Annotated in this window: 19 protein-coding genes; 3 read left to right on the top strand and 16 right to left on the bottom strand. The window is 35.9% G+C overall.

The features are described 5' to 3' along the window. Positions 1 to 165 precede the first annotated feature (165 nt). Both SLH51_RS23405 and SLH51_RS23400 read right to left on the bottom strand, forming a co-directional pair. Entirely contained in the window at positions 166 to 846 is a 681-nt protein-coding gene (locus SLH51_RS23405; protein ID WP_335963984.1) for a hypothetical protein, read from the bottom strand. A gap of 280 nt (positions 847 to 1,126) precedes the next feature. Continuing rightward, positions 1,127 to 1,471: a hypothetical protein gene (locus SLH51_RS23400; protein WP_335963982.1), complete on the bottom strand. Its 345-nt coding sequence runs from the start codon at positions 1,469 to 1,471 to the stop codon at positions 1,127 to 1,129. 551 nt (positions 1,472 to 2,022) lie between these two features. Between SLH51_RS23400 and SLH51_RS23395 the strand changes: the two genes are divergently transcribed. Both SLH51_RS23395 and SLH51_RS23390 read left to right on the top strand, forming a co-directional pair. Then, on the top strand, positions 2,023 to 2,514 hold the full coding sequence (locus SLH51_RS23395; protein WP_335963981.1) for an RNA polymerase sigma factor: 492 nt from the start codon (positions 2,023 to 2,025) through the stop codon (positions 2,512 to 2,514). Then, the gene (locus SLH51_RS23390; protein ID WP_335963979.1) at positions 2,514 to 3,425 is read left to right on the top strand and encodes a sigma factor regulator N-terminal domain-containing protein; all 912 of its coding nucleotides are present in this window, start codon (positions 2,514 to 2,516) and stop codon (positions 3,423 to 3,425) included. The genes SLH51_RS23395 and SLH51_RS23390 overlap by 1 nt, the downstream gene beginning before the upstream one ends. A 248-nt stretch (positions 3,426 to 3,673) precedes the next feature. On the opposite strand, the gene SLH51_RS23385 is transcribed toward SLH51_RS23390, so the two are convergent. The 13 genes from SLH51_RS23385 to SLH51_RS23330 form a co-directional block, all read right to left on the bottom strand. After that, the gene (locus SLH51_RS23385; RefSeq protein ID WP_335963978.1) at positions 3,674 to 4,189 is read right to left on the bottom strand and encodes a hypothetical protein; all 516 of its coding nucleotides are present in this window, start codon (positions 4,187 to 4,189) and stop codon (positions 3,674 to 3,676) included. Between the two features lie 161 nt (positions 4,190 to 4,350). Beyond that, a complete protein-coding gene (locus tag SLH51_RS23380; RefSeq protein WP_335963977.1) occupies positions 4,351 to 4,797 on the bottom strand; it encodes a YhfM domain-containing protein in 447 nt (148 codons plus the stop codon). 1,121 nt (positions 4,798 to 5,918) lie between these two features. Then, positions 5,919 to 6,197 carry a hypothetical protein gene (locus SLH51_RS23375; RefSeq protein ID WP_335963976.1) on the bottom strand — a complete coding sequence of 93 codons (279 nt, stop codon included), beginning with the start codon at positions 6,195 to 6,197 and terminating at the stop codon, positions 5,919 to 5,921. A gap of 256 nt (positions 6,198 to 6,453) precedes the next feature. Beyond that, complete coding sequence (locus tag SLH51_RS23370) at positions 6,454 to 6,648, bottom strand: hypothetical protein (RefSeq protein WP_335963975.1); 195 nt, start codon at positions 6,646 to 6,648, stop codon at positions 6,454 to 6,456. Between the two features lie 173 nt (positions 6,649 to 6,821). Next, positions 6,822 to 7,670: a hypothetical protein gene (locus tag SLH51_RS23365; RefSeq protein ID WP_332694544.1), complete on the bottom strand. Its 849-nt coding sequence runs from the start codon at positions 7,668 to 7,670 to the stop codon at positions 6,822 to 6,824. A 967-nt stretch (positions 7,671 to 8,637) separates the two neighbouring features. Beyond that, positions 8,638 to 8,874 carry a peptidylprolyl isomerase gene (locus SLH51_RS24610; RefSeq protein ID WP_390184008.1) on the bottom strand — a complete coding sequence of 79 codons (237 nt, stop codon included), beginning with the start codon at positions 8,872 to 8,874 and terminating at the stop codon, positions 8,638 to 8,640. Next, on the bottom strand, positions 8,858 to 9,130 hold the full coding sequence (locus SLH51_RS24605; RefSeq protein WP_390184006.1) for a hypothetical protein: 273 nt from the start codon (positions 9,128 to 9,130) through the stop codon (positions 8,858 to 8,860). The genes SLH51_RS24610 and SLH51_RS24605 overlap by 17 nt, the downstream gene beginning before the upstream one ends. A gap of 175 nt (positions 9,131 to 9,305) precedes the next feature. Beyond that, the gene (locus tag SLH51_RS23355; protein WP_335963974.1) at positions 9,306 to 10,268 is read right to left on the bottom strand and encodes a carbohydrate kinase family protein; all 963 of its coding nucleotides are present in this window, start codon (positions 10,266 to 10,268) and stop codon (positions 9,306 to 9,308) included. After that, complete coding sequence (locus SLH51_RS23350; RefSeq protein WP_335963973.1) at positions 10,265 to 11,785, bottom strand: glycoside hydrolase family 32 protein; 1,521 nt, start codon at positions 11,783 to 11,785, stop codon at positions 10,265 to 10,267. Before SLH51_RS23350 ends, SLH51_RS23355 begins: the two co-directional genes overlap by 4 nt. 228 nt (positions 11,786 to 12,013) lie before the next feature. Beyond that, positions 12,014 to 12,874 (bottom strand): carbohydrate ABC transporter permease, encoded by an 861-nt coding sequence (locus tag SLH51_RS23345; RefSeq protein WP_335963972.1) that lies wholly within the window; start codon positions 12,872 to 12,874, stop codon positions 12,014 to 12,016. Further along, positions 12,875 to 13,762: a carbohydrate ABC transporter permease gene (locus SLH51_RS23340; RefSeq protein WP_335963971.1), complete on the bottom strand. Its 888-nt coding sequence runs from the start codon at positions 13,760 to 13,762 to the stop codon at positions 12,875 to 12,877. It lies immediately after the preceding gene. Positions 13,763 to 13,911: 149 nt separating this feature from the next. After that, a complete protein-coding gene (locus SLH51_RS23335; protein WP_335963969.1) occupies positions 13,912 to 15,234 on the bottom strand; it encodes an ABC transporter substrate-binding protein in 1,323 nt (440 codons plus the stop codon). Between the two features lie 84 nt (positions 15,235 to 15,318). Next, positions 15,319 to 16,011: a transposase family protein gene (locus SLH51_RS23330; RefSeq protein WP_335963967.1), complete on the bottom strand. Its 693-nt coding sequence runs from the start codon at positions 16,009 to 16,011 to the stop codon at positions 15,319 to 15,321. Between the two features lie 151 nt (positions 16,012 to 16,162). On the opposite strand from SLH51_RS23330, the gene SLH51_RS23325 reads away from it, so the two are divergent. After that, positions 16,163 to 17,152, top strand: coding sequence for a LacI family DNA-binding transcriptional regulator (locus SLH51_RS23325; protein WP_335963966.1), 990 nt, complete (start codon positions 16,163 to 16,165; stop codon positions 17,150 to 17,152). A gap of 868 nt (positions 17,153 to 18,020) precedes the next feature. Here the strand turns inward: SLH51_RS23325 and SLH51_RS23320 are convergent. Continuing rightward, positions 18,021 to 18,452, bottom strand: a complete 432-nt coding sequence (locus SLH51_RS23320; protein ID WP_335963965.1) for a hypothetical protein — start codon at positions 18,450 to 18,452, stop codon at positions 18,021 to 18,023. Positions 18,453 to 18,598 lie beyond the last annotated feature (146 nt).

Genomic DNA, 18,598 nt, shown 5'->3' with positions numbered 1-18,598 from the left:
GAAATTCAAGTATATAAAAAAATACCTGTAGATAAAACACTCTTTTTCAAGTGTCCTAACTACAGGTACCATATTATATTAGTCATGTATAATATATGCTCTTCTTTTATTCAATTAAAGCGCCCGATTGTTGAAGATTGTTATTATAGGGAAGCACCTGTTTGTTCAAGAATTTTTATTCAAAATAAGCACTTTCATCATTGTCTTTAAAACAGAATCTGATTGATTGTGTTTATATACCTTCTCTAAAAAGGGAAAATCTTCTGGTGTTACCGACATTTTCGCAAGTGGTTTTACATTGTTTTCACAAATCCACTCATCTTTAATTCCACCTTGCTTAAATGGTTTTTTAAGGAGTATATAAATTGTTCCATCCGTCCAATATTTCCCCTTAAATTCTTTATTGACCGAAAAATAATAATAGCGTTTAATTCCATTTTTGGTTGGGATTGTTAAACAAATATTTCTTAAAGAACCAATATATTCCTTTCTATTTATAACAGCAAAGAATAATGACCAAATACCATCAGATGCCGCAAAGACAGCTTTTACAGGTTTATTATTAGCAAGTAATTGTGCTCGAGGTTCAAAATTATTAATGTACGAATTATTAGAACCATGAACAAGTACATTTTTATTTTCTATTAAATAGTTCAGGAACAAATATTTTGGGTAATTACTTGTGTATGTAATAAAATTACCATTTCCATTTATAATATAATGCTCAAATATTTCATCAAAGTCTTTTACTGCTTGTTTTGAAAGTTCTAATTCTTCTACTTTTAAAAAATGGAGATTATTAAAAATAAAGATTTTTATATAGTTCATTATTTTCTTAGTTCCCATGATTCCCTCCAAGTGAGTTTACAAGATAATTATTCTACATTGTATTTACTTCACCTTCTTATTAAACAATCCTGCTTACTTTAGTTTATGTATATTACTTCACAATCTCACACCAACATTATCATGAATAGCCAATTCTCTTGTTACCTGTTATTCAACAAAATGGCCCTATTCATAAAAAAGGGACGCTGTTCTTATTCAAGAAAAGCGCCCGATTGCGGAAGATCGATTGATTATGGTTCCTGCCTTTAGCTTGTTGAACTGCCGCACTCGTTGAAAATCAAAAATCCAAACCCGCATACATTCTAGCTGATGAGGAAGGAGTTAATCTTACTTTATATTTAGTACCAATTTCCTTCTTAACTTTTTCTGTAAGTTGTAGACCTAGTTTATTATGCTGATTTTCCATTTCAATTCCATTGGAACGTAAAGTATCTTTACTCCAGTCAATCCACTCACCGTATATCAATGCCCATCTCATAAGCTCTTCTTTTAAATCATCAGAAATGGGAACCTCTTCAATATCAAAATTACAGCCACATTGATTACACCAAATAGGGTCTGTATCAACATCACCTTCAACCTTTAAATCAAAAGTTTCCTTATTCTCACAAAAACAACGCAATCAATACACATCCTCTATTGAAACTTTTTCTTTAATTTTCACACTTTTAATTTAACTAAATGCACCCATACAATCCTGCATTATTGATTAATACCAATTATTTCAAAAGTAGCCGTTCAACTCAATCTTTTTTTTCACAATAAAGACGCTTTTCTTATTCAAGAAAAGCGCCCGATTGTTGAAGATCATTGTAAAGTCTTATTGAAGAAAAGCACCCGTTCGTCACTTCTTTTTTGCTCCTTCATTTAAAAGACACTTATTTACAGATCAACAGGATAACATATGTATTCTTCGGCTATACCGCTTTTTACTTTAATAAGAAAAGAAGCACCCCTCCTTTTTCTTGAACATACTGCGTAAATTCTTCACTTGTGTACTGAGTTCCTAAATCTGTATGCAAGATGAGTCCTGCTGCTGGCACTTGTCAAATACCTTGAGGAAACTATATAAGTAGAATAATCTCCCTTTCAATCATTAATTCATATAAAATTAATTTTAGTGTATACATTTTTAAATGATCATTCGTTGTATAAGTGTTTGGAGGACAAAAAATGAAAAAAGAAAATGTTCTAGCCTCCTATCTTATCAATTTAGGAGAGGAAGTGTTCCGGCTATTACTAGTGAAAGGAGCCAAAAAAGAAGATGCGGAAGACATCATTCAAAACACTTTCTATAAAGTGTACACACTGTTGGATGACCTGACAGAAAGCAATATACGTCCGTGGTTTTTTCGAGTAGCACTCAATGAATATATTGACTTAAAAAGAAAAAAGGAGAAGCAGAACATCTACTTAAGCGAGGAAATTTATTCAAAGTTACAACATACTGACCGCGAATTCGATGCTATTTTAAATAAGGGTGAGATTTTCTATTTATTAAAAGACATAAAAAAAGAATACAAGGAAATTTTCTTCTTAAAATATTACTATGATTTTTCATATGAAGAAATTGCGACTATTTTGGACATTAAAGTCTACAGTGTAAAGCAAAAATTATATCGTGCACGTAAATTAATCCACTCAAAAATCGGAGGAAAACATTGATGGATACCTCATTAAAAGATGCTTTAAAAAAAGCTAAACGAAAACAATTTCTAAAAATTGCTATTATTTCAACGATCGTTGTACTTATTTCATTACCTATATTTTATAAAACCGGAAATTATTTTGCGGCGAAAAGCTCTACGAGACTTCACGAAGCGCTCTTTTTAAATAATGCAATTGCCCAACCTAATATTCAAATCGATTCGCAAGTTACGAGTAATAGGTCCATGTTTGGTGGAAACATTGTAACGAATCGTTCCAAAAATATAAATGGGTATTTAGTACAATGGAGCACACTCACAAGCTCGTATGGTTGGCTTCGCATCAATATTGATCACAACGAGTTAGTACCAGGACTTTATTGGTCAGATACGGAGTTTTATGAGTATGATAAACAAACAAAGAATAAAGTTGCTACATTTTATCATCCTTCTATTCAAGAATACTATGATGGTGTACAAAATGAATTGGGGGAAATTTCACAAATGGAAAATCACGTTGCGGAAGTTGCGATTTCTTTCGATCAATCTTATACATTACAAGAAATTCAAACAAAAATTCCCGATAATTTAAACATCGTATGGTTGTATATGGCTTCACCTATCGGAGATGAAAGTAACGGACCTGCTGGTATGCCTGTCTATGGATTTGATCCAGTTGATTCACCGGAAAAGGCATACTATAGCTTTATTGCTGCACTTGAAAACTATGATGTACAGGGTTATAACGAAACCATCCAGGAGTTTTTAAATTCAAATGAAAATAAACCGTTTGAGGAAGTTGAAATTTCAGGAGTAATGCTAACTGGTCAAGCCCAAAATTTTGAAGCCTTAGAAAATCAAGATTTTATTCGAGGCGCCTCTGTAGGAGCTACTGCAGAAAAGGTCCCTTACATTAAACCGGAGAAATGACGAGTTGTAGATTTAGAATTTATCAAGACCTATTTCGTAAAAAGTCATAAAAAACAAAGGGTGATACATATTAGTCATGACTAATATGTATCACCCTTTTACTTCTTGTTCAACAATCGCGCCCTTAATGGAATAACTAAAATATTGGCTTATTCCTAAAATCGCTTATAGCTTGTTGAACTAACAAAGCACCCGTTTGTTTAAGTACATTCCTTCACAAAGTCTAATTAAGATTTCTACAAGATAGACTAATTCCAACTTTCTACAATCTCTCCGTGTTCATCATATCCAACCGCATTATCAATTTCCGTAAAAAACTCTTCTACGCTTATTGTTAGGTACGATGGAAATTCAGCTATAAAGGTATTGTTTTTCGCTTTAATTTCCTGAGATTCTCCATTTTTATATTCAATAACAAACTTTTCTACCTCATGTTCATCTGTTCTAATTGCACCATGAATTATATTACCTACACCTTCAAAATGGTTAGCTGAAACTAAAAAAGGCAAACCACTGTCTGATTCGAAAGTCATACCAACACTTTGTTCATTGTCATATCTGTACTTCCCATTCTCATAATGGTAAACACCTAAGATATGTTGAGTCTGGTCCAAATAATAAACTAATTGCTTCTCTACATCGTAATTGAGAATTTCTATCGGGGTTTTCCATTGACTCTGTACTGCTTCTTCCAACGAATCGTAGCCTCTATTACAGCCAGATAAGATAAATACAATGATTATAAATATAGTCATATACTTCATGAAAGCTACCACCAACCAATCTTTTTTTATTAAGGTTCTTAGAGTTACTTCAATAAAAAATAATTGAAACCCTCTTAAAGTAACCTGCTTCGTTAACACAAGAAGGAGCTGCCGCAACGACAACTCCAGTTATTCCATTCAAGCACCCTTTAGTTTAATAATCATTTCAACTCAGACAGTGGTTCTCCAGTCAAAATTTCAAACAAGAGGCTTGAATTTTCTTTTGTTAGTTGTGTGTACCCTTTATTCCTATTAATAATTTCTAATTTATCATTTTTAGGACTTATCCAAACTTCGTGGAGACTAACTTCTTCTGGACTTAAATTCCGAAACCTAAATTTATAATGTGGAGGTTCAGCCATTTCAACTTCTGCGTTTTCCCATACTGCACCGTTAATAATTTCTTTAACTTTTTGCACTTGTTCTTTTTGAGTAATTTCTCTAAAATTTTCGTAATCATTTTGGTTCTCAATACGTTTTTGAACTACTATTTTCATGTCTTCGGTTTCCACTTCAGAAGTCACATCTACTTTGGGTTCATTTGAACAAGCTGTAACTGTTAATGATAGAAATACTAACATTAAAAATAAAAACCTCTCATATTTCACATTTATCCCTCCAATCATTTTATTAGACGTTTAATTTTTAGAAATGTTTCAATATCCTTTTTATGCTAACCTGCGCCGTTACTTGAACAAGTGAGAAAAACGATGCCTTATTAAAGCATCGCACTTTTAGATAATTAAACTACCGTTTGTTTTATCTTAAATTTAGAGTAGATAAAAAAACACATAATCACAGTTGCTATCACTGATGCTCCTAAGATATATATTCCATTCCAGTCATTTGAACTCCCTGTTAAAATCCATATTTGATATGGAATAAAAAAATACAAAAAACAAGTAAAATGCCCCAAAGCATTATTTGTGTATTCTTAATTATTTCCTTTGTCATCGATTTAGCACTTATTTTTTCAATTAAAGTTATTCTTTTAAGAACTGCTAAAAGTGTAATTATGGCAACAATTAAAAGAAAAATGTTCATAATTGACCTCCTCATAAAATTTTAATTTGATTATAATTCTTTTTTCGTCAATTTGGTATATATTTCTAAATTATTCTTCAATTATCCTGCGCCGTTACTTTAAGTACATAATTTCACAATACCCTTTAAAATTTAGCATAGGATCTAATTTCCTTGAGGGAGTTGCTCCACAATCTGTCCCTATTCTGGCATAACTTAAAATTTCAAGATGCCTCATCTAAATTCCTTTCTTATTCCAGAATATGGCCCTTTACATTAATAAAGGCACTTTTCCTTGTTACAGAAAAGCGCCCGATTGTGGAAGATAATTTATGTTGTCTTATTGAAGAAAAGCCCACCGTTAATAAGAAAAAGGAAAGCCCAACTACAAGCAGCTTCCACATATCATAACCATTATGAAATTTTCCTTAGATTACTTGCGTGGTTTTTTTCGTTAGATGCCTTCTTTTGGTATCGATAATATAGGTAAGTCAATAAGTAATATACTGTACCAATAATGACAGTGAAAAAACGGAATTCCCATAATGTATACAATGAATATTCTTCTATATAGAAATTTGCATCGATAATAGATACTAATAGGAGTCCCCCAAAAATAATAGCGCCTAACATATATACAACTTTTTTAGTATCTACACTTTTTACTTGACTAGTTCCTCCCAAAATATCACTCCTCATAATAGCTTCATACTTCTTTACTTGCTGCGACAAGAGCTTCGCTATTTCCATTATCAACGTTTTCTTTTTGAACAGTATTAGAGTTAGTAAGATAATATACTGAGCCTAGTAATGCCCAAAAGTAAGCTAAGCCGACTCCGAATGCCAAAGGTACTTGTTCCCCCACTCCTTTAATGGTTTTTACATTCGTGAAAAAAGTTCCGCCAACTAAACCTCCAAATCCATCAAAGTAAAACAAGGCAGCGATAAAAGTATAAGCAATGGTTACAATCAATAGACCTTTCATATCCTCCCCCATTAGTTAAAATATTCTGAATTAATTATATCATATGAGGTTAGCCTTTTTGTTAAAAAATGGATTGTTATTGTGTTAAACTGCCTCTTAAAGTACATTTCTTGACAATCTCCGTACTAATATTAACATAAATATCCAGTCTTTTTTTGAAAGTCTTATTCCACTAAATGGCCCTATTGCGGAAGATCATTGTAGTCTTATTTCAGATAAGCCTCCGTTCAACAAAAAATCGGGTAAAGAATATTCTTCATCTCTTTTCTTTTTTTATTGCTTTGTAAAGATACCATCCTCCCCAACCTCCAACTATTGCTATTGGTAGTATAAAAAGGTTGCGTCCGGGATTTCCTTCTTGGACCCAGTTGATATTAAAAATATAGTCTATACCTAAGACAATCCCGATAGTCAGCAGTCCGAAAATCAATCTAATAAAATAGTCTTTCATATGGAACCCTTTCTTCATTTTAAATGTAATTACCATTCTTATTTTGTAACTATTCAACGACTTTTTTATAAACAGTTCAATTGTATTTTAAAGCTACAATCTCAGATTTAACCGAAATACGAGCAGGATAAAATAAAGCTCCTAACAAAATGTAAGGAGCATCCAACATCAATCTAATAATCGTAGCTTTCTCTTTTATATTCAAATCCTAACCCATCTTTAATAATAAGCTCCACTTTAATCTCTCCCGTCATTTCTTCATCCAACGTCAACGGTTGAAAATATTCATACATTTGATCGTGAGGTATGTGAGATACCGTATTGCTTTTTTCTAATACATCAATTGTTTCGATAAGTTCACCGTTAACATACACGTAAGCTATAGCACTCGTTATCGCTAATTGTTCTTTTTCTTCAATAAACATTTCTTCTCTAAAATAATTCTGCATCATAATATTAAGATCAAATCTTTTATGACTTGAGCGATACAAGTAAATATCAGCGTAAATTCGTTCCTCGAGCTGTTCTAGAATCGCAATGTCTTGTAAATCATCACTTCTTTTACGTTCATCTGAGACGGCAATAATTTGAGTTTCATAATTTTTCTTTAGTGACAGTGTGAGTTCGATTTGATAGCTCAAATTTTTTGCTTCTGACACCTCTATTTTTTCCCAATCTTTGGCTCCTCTTTCACGATAGAGGAAAAATAATTGTTCACCTATTTCTAAATCCCTTAATGCCCAAGAAACCGAAACATCGACTTGCTGGGATGCTATATGAACATCTTTTATTTCGAAATGAATATTACGTATCCAGCGTTGATCTTCTGTAAATTCATACAACGTATGAGCCACCGTACTCTCAACTCCATTCATTGACGATGACAAGTCTCGAATACTGTGTTCTAAATAATCTAACGAATGTAACTGATCGGATATTCTGTTCAATTGCACATAGTTTACAATTGAGAAAATAACGAGACAAGCTATGCTACCGATTAATGCCACTTGTTTTTTATTCACGAAGGTTCCCCCAACCTAGCCTTGCCATACGAACTTAAATAAGACACATCTCTAACCGTATAACCATCTTTTTCAATACACAAAGATTCCTCAAAATCTAAAGACAAAGCTCATAATCAGGCAACTAATACCATTCTCCTTGAACAATTCAAAAGTTTAAGTATTTTTATCTATACTACCACAATTTACCTTTTTATTTTGAAAATATTAATAATACTTATTTAACTTTACTACCTCGTTTAATAAGCCTTATTCCATTAAATGGCCCTTAAATGAAAAATGAGCACTACCCTTATTCAAGAATAGCGCCCGATTGCGGAATATTGAAAATGCAAAAAGCTATAGAAAATAGCTCCCATCGTTGCAAATTCCCTACCCTCACTGATTCCATAGAGAGTACCGACTTCCACGAAAATAATATGGCTATTACGAGCATTGTAGTTATCCCTCAAATGGTGTACTTCTATTTTTTCGGTTTCTTGATACTTAGACAAATAGCTATTATTATTCCAAATTTGAAGATTGAAGATGGCTATGAGTGTAATCATAATTTAACTCTATTTAACTTTCTTGGTGCATTCCTTTAATCTGAAGCTATGCTTTTATTAAACAAGACCATTATAAGTGCTTAGTTAGACATTTACACAATTATACATAGACAATCATCTATAAATTAAACAGCTACATATAATACCGTGAAAACTAAGAACCAAGTAAGCGAAACAATATTTAATGAAGAATTAACGTCTTGTGAACTGCAGTCGTTTTAGTTGTTTACACATCCTCAAAAGGATGGAAGTCAACCTTCCCCTATGATAAGAGATAAGTGTTATTAGGATTGCTGAGGTGAACAATTACATTTTGCTCATTTGTCGAAATGAGTTAATAACTCCTTTTGTTGTAGATAAACTTTAAAAGAAAGACATGCTCACTCGAAGTGGAGCACCCTTCCCTTTCGTCATTTCCCTCACTGAACAACTGGATCTGGATACTCATGCCCTTTCGTATCGACCGTCCCCGCCTTCATTTTCTGCGCTTCTGGTTTGTCGCTGAAGTCCCGTTCTGCTTTCACAATGGCGTCAACCACTTCCATCCCTTTTAACACTCGTCCAAACGAAGCGTATTTCCCATCGAGTTCCGGTGAGTCATCTACCATAATAAAAAATTGTGATCCTCCTGAATTCCGATCATTGGTGCGGGCCATCGAAAGAGCCGTCCTCCACTAAGGAAATAAAGTTAACCACAATGTTCGGTGCGATATGTGGATAAAGTTCAGCTTCGATTTCATACCCGTTCTCCATCGTAATCGTAACTATGGGATATTCGTCTACGATAATCGGTTCCGTTGGTTCGGTTGCTTTCTCCGTTTCTTTTATTTTCGGCTGTACGGTTTCTTCCTGTTCCGGTTGCCCTCCGGAAGCCGTTACCAGCAGCATCCCTGTCAAAGTAGCAGTAGCCATTGGAGAGCGTTAGTTCAAGATTATATTATTTGGAGCGAAAAGACCGACTTGGTAAAAAGTCGGTCTTTTCGTGTGAATGATACTGTGGTTTTACTGAAGATTTTTCAGTATTTTTGATGAGGTTTCTTGACAGTTAACGTAAATCAATAACTAGTATCTACCCACATACTACTTTTTATACTTTTCCTACTTCCTCTAATGTTGGCAAAGAAGAAATCGCACCGCGCTTGGTACATACCATAGCACCGACTGCATTAGAAAAATGTATTAGTTCTGTTAAACTGTCGATATCAAATCTATTTATTTTCAAATCTTGTAACTGACTTAATTGATAAAGAGTGGCACCAACAAAGGCATCACCTGCGCCAGTTGAGTCTATTGATTTGATTTCGATACTAGGGATCATTTGTTTTTGTAGGCCATTGGAGATGAGCGTTCCATTCTTGCCCAACGTCACTGCAACTATCTTAGCACCTAATTGATGAAGGAAGTCTACCGATGCCTCTTTGCTACTTGATCCAGCAATAATCTCTAACTCCTCTTCACTCACCTTTACAAAACCAGCCTTACTAATCCCCTTTTGGGCAAGTGTTACAAACTCTTCCATTCGTCCGCCCCATAATGCCTGACGGTAATTGGGATCAAACGAAACAAATAGCCCTTCTTGAATTGAGTAATCCATTAACTGAAAGTATGTGGTTTGAAACGGGTCTTCAAGTAATGCCGTAGCTGATCCAAAATGAATAATCTTACCTTCTTTAATTCGGTCAAGATGCAAATCATTAAATTCAAGCAGCCGATCCGCTCCACGATTAAAAATAAAGTCTCGCTCGCCATCCTCTTGCAAGGATACAAAGGCAAGGGTTGTTGCTGCTTGATCCGTTTGAAATAGCATGCTCGTATCAACCTGTTCATCCTCTAACGTTTTCTTTAAAAAAGCTCCGAATGGGTCATTGCCGACCATTCCAACAAAGGCAGCCGCGCCGCCTAATTTAGAAACAGCTGCACTCACATTTGCTGGTGCGCCTCCGGCTTGCTTTTCAAAATTTGATCCATCAATGAGTGACACATTTTTGTCTAGGCAAAAGAAATCAATCAGAAGCTCGCCCACGCAAATAATTAAGTCATGCTGTTTCATACGTTCATTCCTCCAACGTTGTTAGTAGGACCTTCTACAAAAGCTTGCTTCATCTCCCATTTTTCAACAGATACAATAACAATCTCCTGATCTGCAAAAAAGGAAATGCCGTTCGCCTTCTCACTAGGGTAAATACGTCCAGTCATCACTTTTTCTCCACCTTGAGCAAAGACTTCAATAGATGAATGATCAATAAACACATGCAGCTGCAGACGGTTATCTCGTAATGAAATTGCCGCTTTACGTACACCACCTGGACCTTTGCCAGAACGGTTTCGATCGAAAAGAAGAGTTTCTTCCTCTACTTGGTAGGTTAGCAGCGTTTCTTCGTTCTCCTCTTCATTTACACGAACCTTTAATCCAAACGTAGAAGCCTCTTTCGCATCTATTGTTACCCTTAACTCGATACATTCTCCTTCAATTCCTGTTAACTGCAGTTCTTTGTCCATTTTGATATTTTCAAATGAAACTTCATTTTGGCGTAGTGCTTTAAGTTCAGGAGCCGGTTCAGATACCATTTTTCCGTTATTTAACGTTAAAATTCTTGGTAAAGTTGTGGCCCCAGCCCAGCGGAACTCTTGCTCTGGCATTTCATTTTCCCACATCGCCATCCAAGCAATCATAACTCGTTGGCCTTTATCATCAATTGTTGTCTGTGGTGCGTAAAAATCAAATCCATAGTCTAAAAGTTCGAACGGACCGTGATCAAGTACTCCTGTTTCATAATTTAGTGTACCTAAAATATAACCCGCCTGATGTAGGTTGTGATATAAATCCCCTTCAGGATGAACGCCTTGCGGAGACATGATTAGCACATCTTGATCGTCTAATCGGAAAAGATCTGGACATTCCCACATGAAACCAAAGTTCCCTTCTCCTTTTGCTGCTACATTTAGGAATTCCCAACTTATTAAGTCGTTAGAGCGATAGAGAAGAACTTGCCCTTTTTCATCTTTTGTCTTAGAACCGAGAATGCAGTAATAATAGTCTCCTTCTTGCCACACCTTCGGATCGCGCCAATGGTATGGATGAATGTCACCTTCTGGCGTCTCAGTCATTACTGGGTTTTCTTTTATTTTCTCAAACGTCAATCCATCTTCACTTACGGCCAGACACTGAACTTGTTTTAAATCAGTATCTCGATTTTCACCTGTCCACTTGTTTCCTGTGTACATTAAGTAAAGCTTTCCGTCTTTTTCAATCGCACTACCTGAAAAACAACCGTCCACATCATAATCCTCACTTGGCGCAAGTGCGATCGGCAAATGTTCCCAATGAGCCAAATCACGACTTTTAGCGTGCCCCCAAAACATCGGTCCCCACTCAGGAGAATACGGGTGATGTTGATAAAATAAATGGTACTCTCCTTTGTAAAAGCTAAAACCGTTCGGGTCGTTCATCCAATTTGCTTGCGGGGCCAAATGGTAGGCTAATCGCCAATGGTTTTTTTCAACTTCCTTTTTTATCTTTTCAACCTCACGATTTGCTTCTTCTATTTGTTGCTTGTTACTAAGCATCCACTCACTCCTATAAAACAAAATTTCTCTCTATTTTTTCATTAAATCTAGCCTTTTCATACAACTGCTTCATAAGGCCTTAAAGTGTTGCCACTAAACGGGCTATCTATATAATTACTCAACAAAACATCTCCGTACGATTCTTTAAATTAATACTAGAATTTAAGAAATTAGTAAGCACGACTAACATTTGATAAATAATGGACTTTTGCCACCATTTCTGTTCCATTATTTTATTGCCCCTTCCATTACGCCTTTAATGACTTGTTTTTGTAAGAAAATGAAGAAAATAATGATTGGGATCATCGCTAACACAAGTCCAGCCATCGCCGGGCCAAAAGCAGATGTGTATTGACCAAAGAAGTAAAACGTCGATAACGGAATCGTACGGTTCCCTTCTGATACTAATACCAATGCTGGTAGTAGGAAATCATTCCAAATCCACAGTACATCTAATATAACAATCGTTACGGTAATAGGCTTTAACATCGGAAACACAACTTTCCAAAACACCTGAAACCTAGAAGCACCATCAATAATAGCTGCTTCTTCTAACTCAACAGGAATTGATTTAATAAAGCCGTGATACATAAATGTTGCTAGACCTAAGCCGAACCCTAAATAAAAGAACATCAACATCCATTTACTATTTAATAAACCTAGGTTTCCATAAATAGAAACGAACGGAATCATTAGCGCCTGAAACGGAATAATCATAGAAGCAATTAAAAGAACAAAAATCCAACCATTCACTTTCCATTTCCAGCGAACAAGGAAATAAGCAAACATGGAAGAGAAGACGATAATCAATAATACAGAAACCGTCGTAACGAGAATCGAGTTCCATAATGCTGACATAAAATTCATCGTTTGATAGGCTTCGATATAGTTATCAAATGACCATGTCGATGGTAATGCTAACGGATTACTGACAATATCTAAACGATCTTTAAATGAGTTGATTAAGACTAAGATGAACGGGAAGAAATATAAAGCAAATAAAGATAATGAAAGAACAAACAATAGAGCATTTCTTATTTTTTTCTTCCTTGCACGGGTAAGAAGTGTCTTGTTAGATTGCTGACTCATTTATGATTCCACCTCCATCTTCTTCATGATCTTCACTTGGCTAATTGCGATTGCCGCAACAATCAAGAACAAAATAAATGCTTTTGCCTGACCCGAACCGTAATTTTGATACAAGAAGGCATCGTTATAAATATGCATGGCGATTAATTCCGTCGAGCGGAATGGCCCTCCGTTTGTTAACGATAAGTTGACGTCATATACTAAAAAGCTTCGTTGTAAAGTTAAGAAAAGACTAATCGTAAAAGCTGGAATCATTAATGGCACTTGAATCTTCAGCATCTTCTGCCAAGCATTCGCCCCGTCTAGATCTGCTGCTTCAAGAAGGGATTTGTTAATTCCGGCTAACCCTGCAATATAAATCAACATCATATACCCAGAACTTTGCCATACTCCCACAATGACAAGTGTCCAAAAAGCATTATTCGGATCTGCTAACCAAGATGCCTGGAAAATAGTCATTCCAGTTGCTTCACCAAAATAAACAATGACTCGTGTAAAAATAAACTGCCAAATAAATCCTAAGATGATCCCTCCAATTAAGTTAGGAGTGAAAAAGCCCATGCGGAAGAAGTTTTGACCTCTTAGACCACTCGTTACAAGTAACGCTAAACCAAAAGCGATCACGTTTGTGAATACAAGTGTAAAGGCTACATATTTAAAGGTAATGCCCATAGAATCCCAAAAACCTGGATCTGTAAAAGCAATTCTATAATTCTCAAATCCTCGAAAGTCGAGTAGTGAACCCGCAAATCCAGTCCAAGTCGTAAAAGTCATTGCAATTCCTAGTAATAATGGAAGCAACATGACCACCGAAAACGCAAATAGCGGAATAACCGCGAAAGTACCTACTACCTTAAGTTTATCTATCCATGTTTTCTCATTATACAATGTCGGTACCCCCAATCAATTTTTCTGTAAATAAGCTTTGCTTGCCCATCGGGAAACGATTGTCATAAGACAAACCCTTTCCGACGAGCAACCGCTCTCTTAAATAATAAGGGGATAAGCGAAAAACAACTTATCCCACTTAGAAGATATTATTCTTTTACTGACTCCCAGTAGCTTTCGAATTCATTAATTAAACCTTCTCTGTCAATGTTGTCAGAAGTATACTTTTGTAAAGCTGATCCCATTGTCGGCCAACCGTCAGCTGGGTAATAAGAGTTCATCCACTCTAACGTATGATTTCCACTCATATATTCAAGAATAGATAATGAAAGTGAGTCTTGTGGCTCAACTTCGAAATTATCAAAAACAGGAATCAGGTTTAGCCCATTTACATAGTGCTCTTGACCTTGCTCAGTTGATACTAACCAGTTTAAGAATGCTTTAGCAGCTTCTTGTTGTTCTTCTGTTGATTGAGCAGCATCAACAACCCAATAAGAAGGAACACCTACTGAAATTTCGTTGTTACCAAAATCAGACGCATCATTACTAATTGGCACTGGTAAGAAACCGTATTCTCCTTCAGGATCAATTTCGTTTAATTGTGGATATGCCCAGTTCCCCATAAACCATAATCCTACTTTTCCACCAGCTAATGCTAACGGACCATCATCATATTGTGGTGCTAATGGAGAATTTTTATCTGAGTTGTGCTCTTTCATCATTTCAAATGTATTTAACCAACCTTGGAATACATCGTTTTCCTCTAGGGAAACGTTACCATCTTTTAAATCTTGCATAAATTGGTGACGCTCATCACGGTCACTTGATTGTGCAGCGAAGAACGGATTTGTAAGATGCGCGCCCAATGACCAATCCATTGGAGATACATGAATAGGGTCAACCCCTTCTAGCGCATCTAAGTTTTCAAGTAATTGTTTAAATTGGTCATGCGTTCTAACCGTTGCAGGATCAAAATCCCCACCTACAGCTTGATCAAGGACTGCCTTATTGTAAATAAAACCAAACGCTTCAACCGTTAAAGGCTGACCATATACATTGCCATCCGCAGTGATGAAATCCGTCATTCCTTCTTGAACAGAATCAATCCATGGCTCATTTGATAAATCGAGTAAATTATCTTGGAAGGATTCAAATTCTTGAGCCATCATCATAATCGTAGGAGCATTTCCAGAAGCATACAGTGATGTCATTCTTTCAAATGCATTTGAACCCGCTAAAGGAATAACCGTTACTTTTACATTGTTTTCCGCAGAGAAATCAGCAATCGCTTCGTCAAATTGCTTTGCGATCTCAGGCTTTCCTAGCAAAATAGAGATTTCTGTTGCTTTTGCTTTGCTTTTTGTAGCTTCCTCATTGCCTTCTTGCTGTGAAGTTGAATCTGTATCTGCTCCACCACAAGCCGCCAATGTTAAAAGAGCTACTAAAACTAGTAATGACATAAGTTTTTTCATGTAACGTCCCCCTAATGTATTAGCTATAGCTTGTACAGGCGAAAGTGTATTTATGCATACACTGGGTATCAAAATCATCATTATCTAATGGAAAATGAAACAAACGGCATGTACGGCTTTATGGAAAGGATTCCACATGTCCACGACAATGGTTTGCACAGACGTATTGGAGAGAACGTTTTTCGTTAATAGGAGTTGAGTTGACTCATAACTACGGTTCTGCTCCATACTCAGGACACGTCCTGTCTTGGCATCCATAAGAACCGTTTCGTATCGGTGCCCTTTTCGAACAGCGACTTCGTCAAGGCTAAGGACTAGATCTTCTTCGCCTAATGTCTGTTCTAGTTCATCTAACTGTTCGGCTTCTTTCTCTTGGGCAATCGAATAAAAGATTCTTTCTAATGTCGTGTAAGGAACATTCTCTTTCTCACTGACCGATTTGATGGATGATCCGAGACATTGCTCATAAAGGTAGTCTCGATAACGGCTTGTTTGATGCTTGTTAGGATGAATTGAATCAAAGGTCTGGGTGAACACTTCATGACAATTGAAACAACGAAACCGATTGACACGGACAAACAGATAGAGCGGCTTTTCTAACACCTTTAGATCGCGCACTTTACGTGTGCGCCAGTCGTGGACATGACCAGTCATGTACCCACAGAAAGGGCAACGTTCCTCTGTAGCTTTTTTTACGACATAAAGATGAAAATACTCTTTGTGAAATACTTGTTTAACAACTATAAATTCTGGCAATTCTAGTGATATCGAAAACACTTTCAGACCTCCTGTTATGTTAAGTGACGCTAACATTATTGCCAGGAATCTGTGAGTGTTTTCTTCTTTTTTCGTTAAATCACAAAATGTGGTGATGAATCACTAATAATAAATCTGTAGATATAGGGATAATTGAGAGGGGAATCTGATCATGGCTAACATAAAAGATGTTGCCAAACACGCAGGAGTGTCTGTAACAACCGTTTCAAGGGTAATGAATAATCGTGGTTATATCGGGAAAGAAACCCGAAAGAAAGTTGAAGATGCAATGGCTGAAATGAATTACTTTCCTAACCAAATAGCTAGAGCACTTCAGAAAAGCCAATCTTATATATTAGGTGTCATTGTTCCTGATTCTAATCATCCATTCTTCTCTAAATTGATCAAGTATATTGAGATGTATGCAAATGAACAAAATTATAAAATCCTCATTTGTAATTCTTTAGACCAACCAGAAAAAGAATCTCACTATATTAGTATGCTCCGCGAGAATAGGGTAGATGGCATCATTATGTGCAGTCATACTTTAGATGTCGAGGATTACAAATCCGTAAACTTTCCGATCGTCACTTTCGATAGGATTCTCTCAGAAAGATTTCCTTATGTTGCGTCTGATAATTACCGTGGTGGTGAACTAGCGACTACTCATTTGATTGAGTCTGGTTGCGAGCGGTTACTGCACATCTCTGGACCTTTAAAGCTTGACCTGTTAGCTAATAGACGAGCGGATGCCTTTAAGCTTACTTGCATGAGACATAATGTTGAACATGAGATTATTGAAGGAACAAACGATAATCTAACGTTTGAATATTTTAGCGAATTTATTCAAAGTGAAATCTCCGGCTCGCTTTCTAGTTTTGATGGAGTTTTCTGTAGTAATGATATTGTTGCTTATGCGCTCTACCTCCATGCCGTTGAGAGAGGAATTAAAGTCCCTGAACAGTTAAAGATCGTCGGCTATGATTATCACAGTTTCACAAGAATGTTACAAACTCCAAAACTAACGACCATTAAGCAACCGGTTACTAGGATTGGAAAAGTGTTAAGCTCTACGTTAATAAACCTTATAGAAACTGATGATGAAGATACGATTAACAATACAATCGTAGATGTTATTTTGATAAAAGGACATACAACCTAATACTAGAAACTTCTTTTTCACAGTTAGAATACCATTCCATTAGTGACCGTCAAAATGTTCGGGATAGCTTATCTAGCTTAACCCAATATTTTTGAACAGACTCTAGGCAATGAGCGGAACCGCTACAAGGTTTTGAGCCTCTAGGAGTGGGAGTCTCCTAGAGGCGTGTAGCGTGTGGAGCCATCGCCATCTTTTGAACACACTCTTTAAGAGAGAGAGGTAATAGAATCTTAATCATTCGTCTGTTTTCATCTAAAAAAATTACAAGGATATAGATGTTCTTATTATCTCATATTCACTTTCATTCAGTTAAGTAAGTATCCGCCCGTAGAACGAGCGGATACTTACTTTATAATATTTACTTACAATGCTAATTCCTCCGCATTTTTAGCGAGGAATTGACTAATGATCTTCCACAATTGCGCCCGATCGTTATTAAAGGAAAGCATCCTTATCTACAGTATCAGCTCAAAAAAGTTGAAAGAATGCACCTTTTATCGTTGATTACATGTAGTCATAGATACACGTTTTAAGGGCTTGACTTGAGCACCCTGTGAGTACAAATGATCCTGAAGGCTGTAGCAGTTTTTCCATCAGGAAACGAGCCTCACACCTACCGCGCTTTCGCTTACTGTCCTTGAAGTTTAGTGTGGAAGAAGTACACTTCCACACTAAACTTCAAGGTTGCTTCTTTCTCCAGTTACCCAAGTCCATTTTCCCATATCTTTGAATACGTTGAATACTTTAAAAAATAACTGTATATAATGTTTCCACAAAGTTAGAAATCTGGTCATTTATATATCATTACATACGTTAAGTACGGTAGAAAAACATACTGTAGATAACTGCCCGTTAATTGAATAGGAAATTAATTAAGATTTGTTTTTATATCATTTTTATAAATGTTCACTTTGTTTGCAGTGAATTTTAAAGATTGGGATTTTCCATTGATTGTAAGACTAATGTTTATAGATAAAGGCAAACCAATTTTTTTAACCATATCTTCTAAGGCATAATATTCGTCTTGTTTATCGTTATAAAAAACTACTGAACTAACTGATACTTCTTCGTCTTCAACATCAAGGCTACACATCATCGGAAATTTTTCACCATTATTTGTGGCTAATTCCCCTAATACAATTGACCCGTTTAACTCTTCTGTAAAGTTATGTGTTTCAGATGGTCTTACCCACGTTTCGTCTTGTTCTTCATTTTCTTCTTCATCTACTGCCCATTCCCATATAGGATTTTCTTTTAAGTCCTCAATAGTTAATTCATCAACTGGTTTGCTTCTTCTCATAACTAAATCCTCCATTTAATCCCTTTACACTGAAAATTCTACAAAATTAATATTAAACCCTTCTTCAAGAAGTCGAGTAGAAGGGAACCTCTCTACCTCTCGGTAGATTGTGTTCCTCCCCCCTCACAGAACCGTGCTTGCGCTAT

It is taken from the genome of Halalkalibacter kiskunsagensis, assembly GCF_037027555.1.
GTDB classification, from domain to species: domain Bacteria; phylum Bacillota; class Bacilli; order Bacillales; family Bacillaceae_D; genus Halalkalibacter; species Halalkalibacter kiskunsagensis.
Note: the sequence above shows the minus strand (reverse complement) of the source record. Positions and strands in the feature narration are given on the sequence as shown.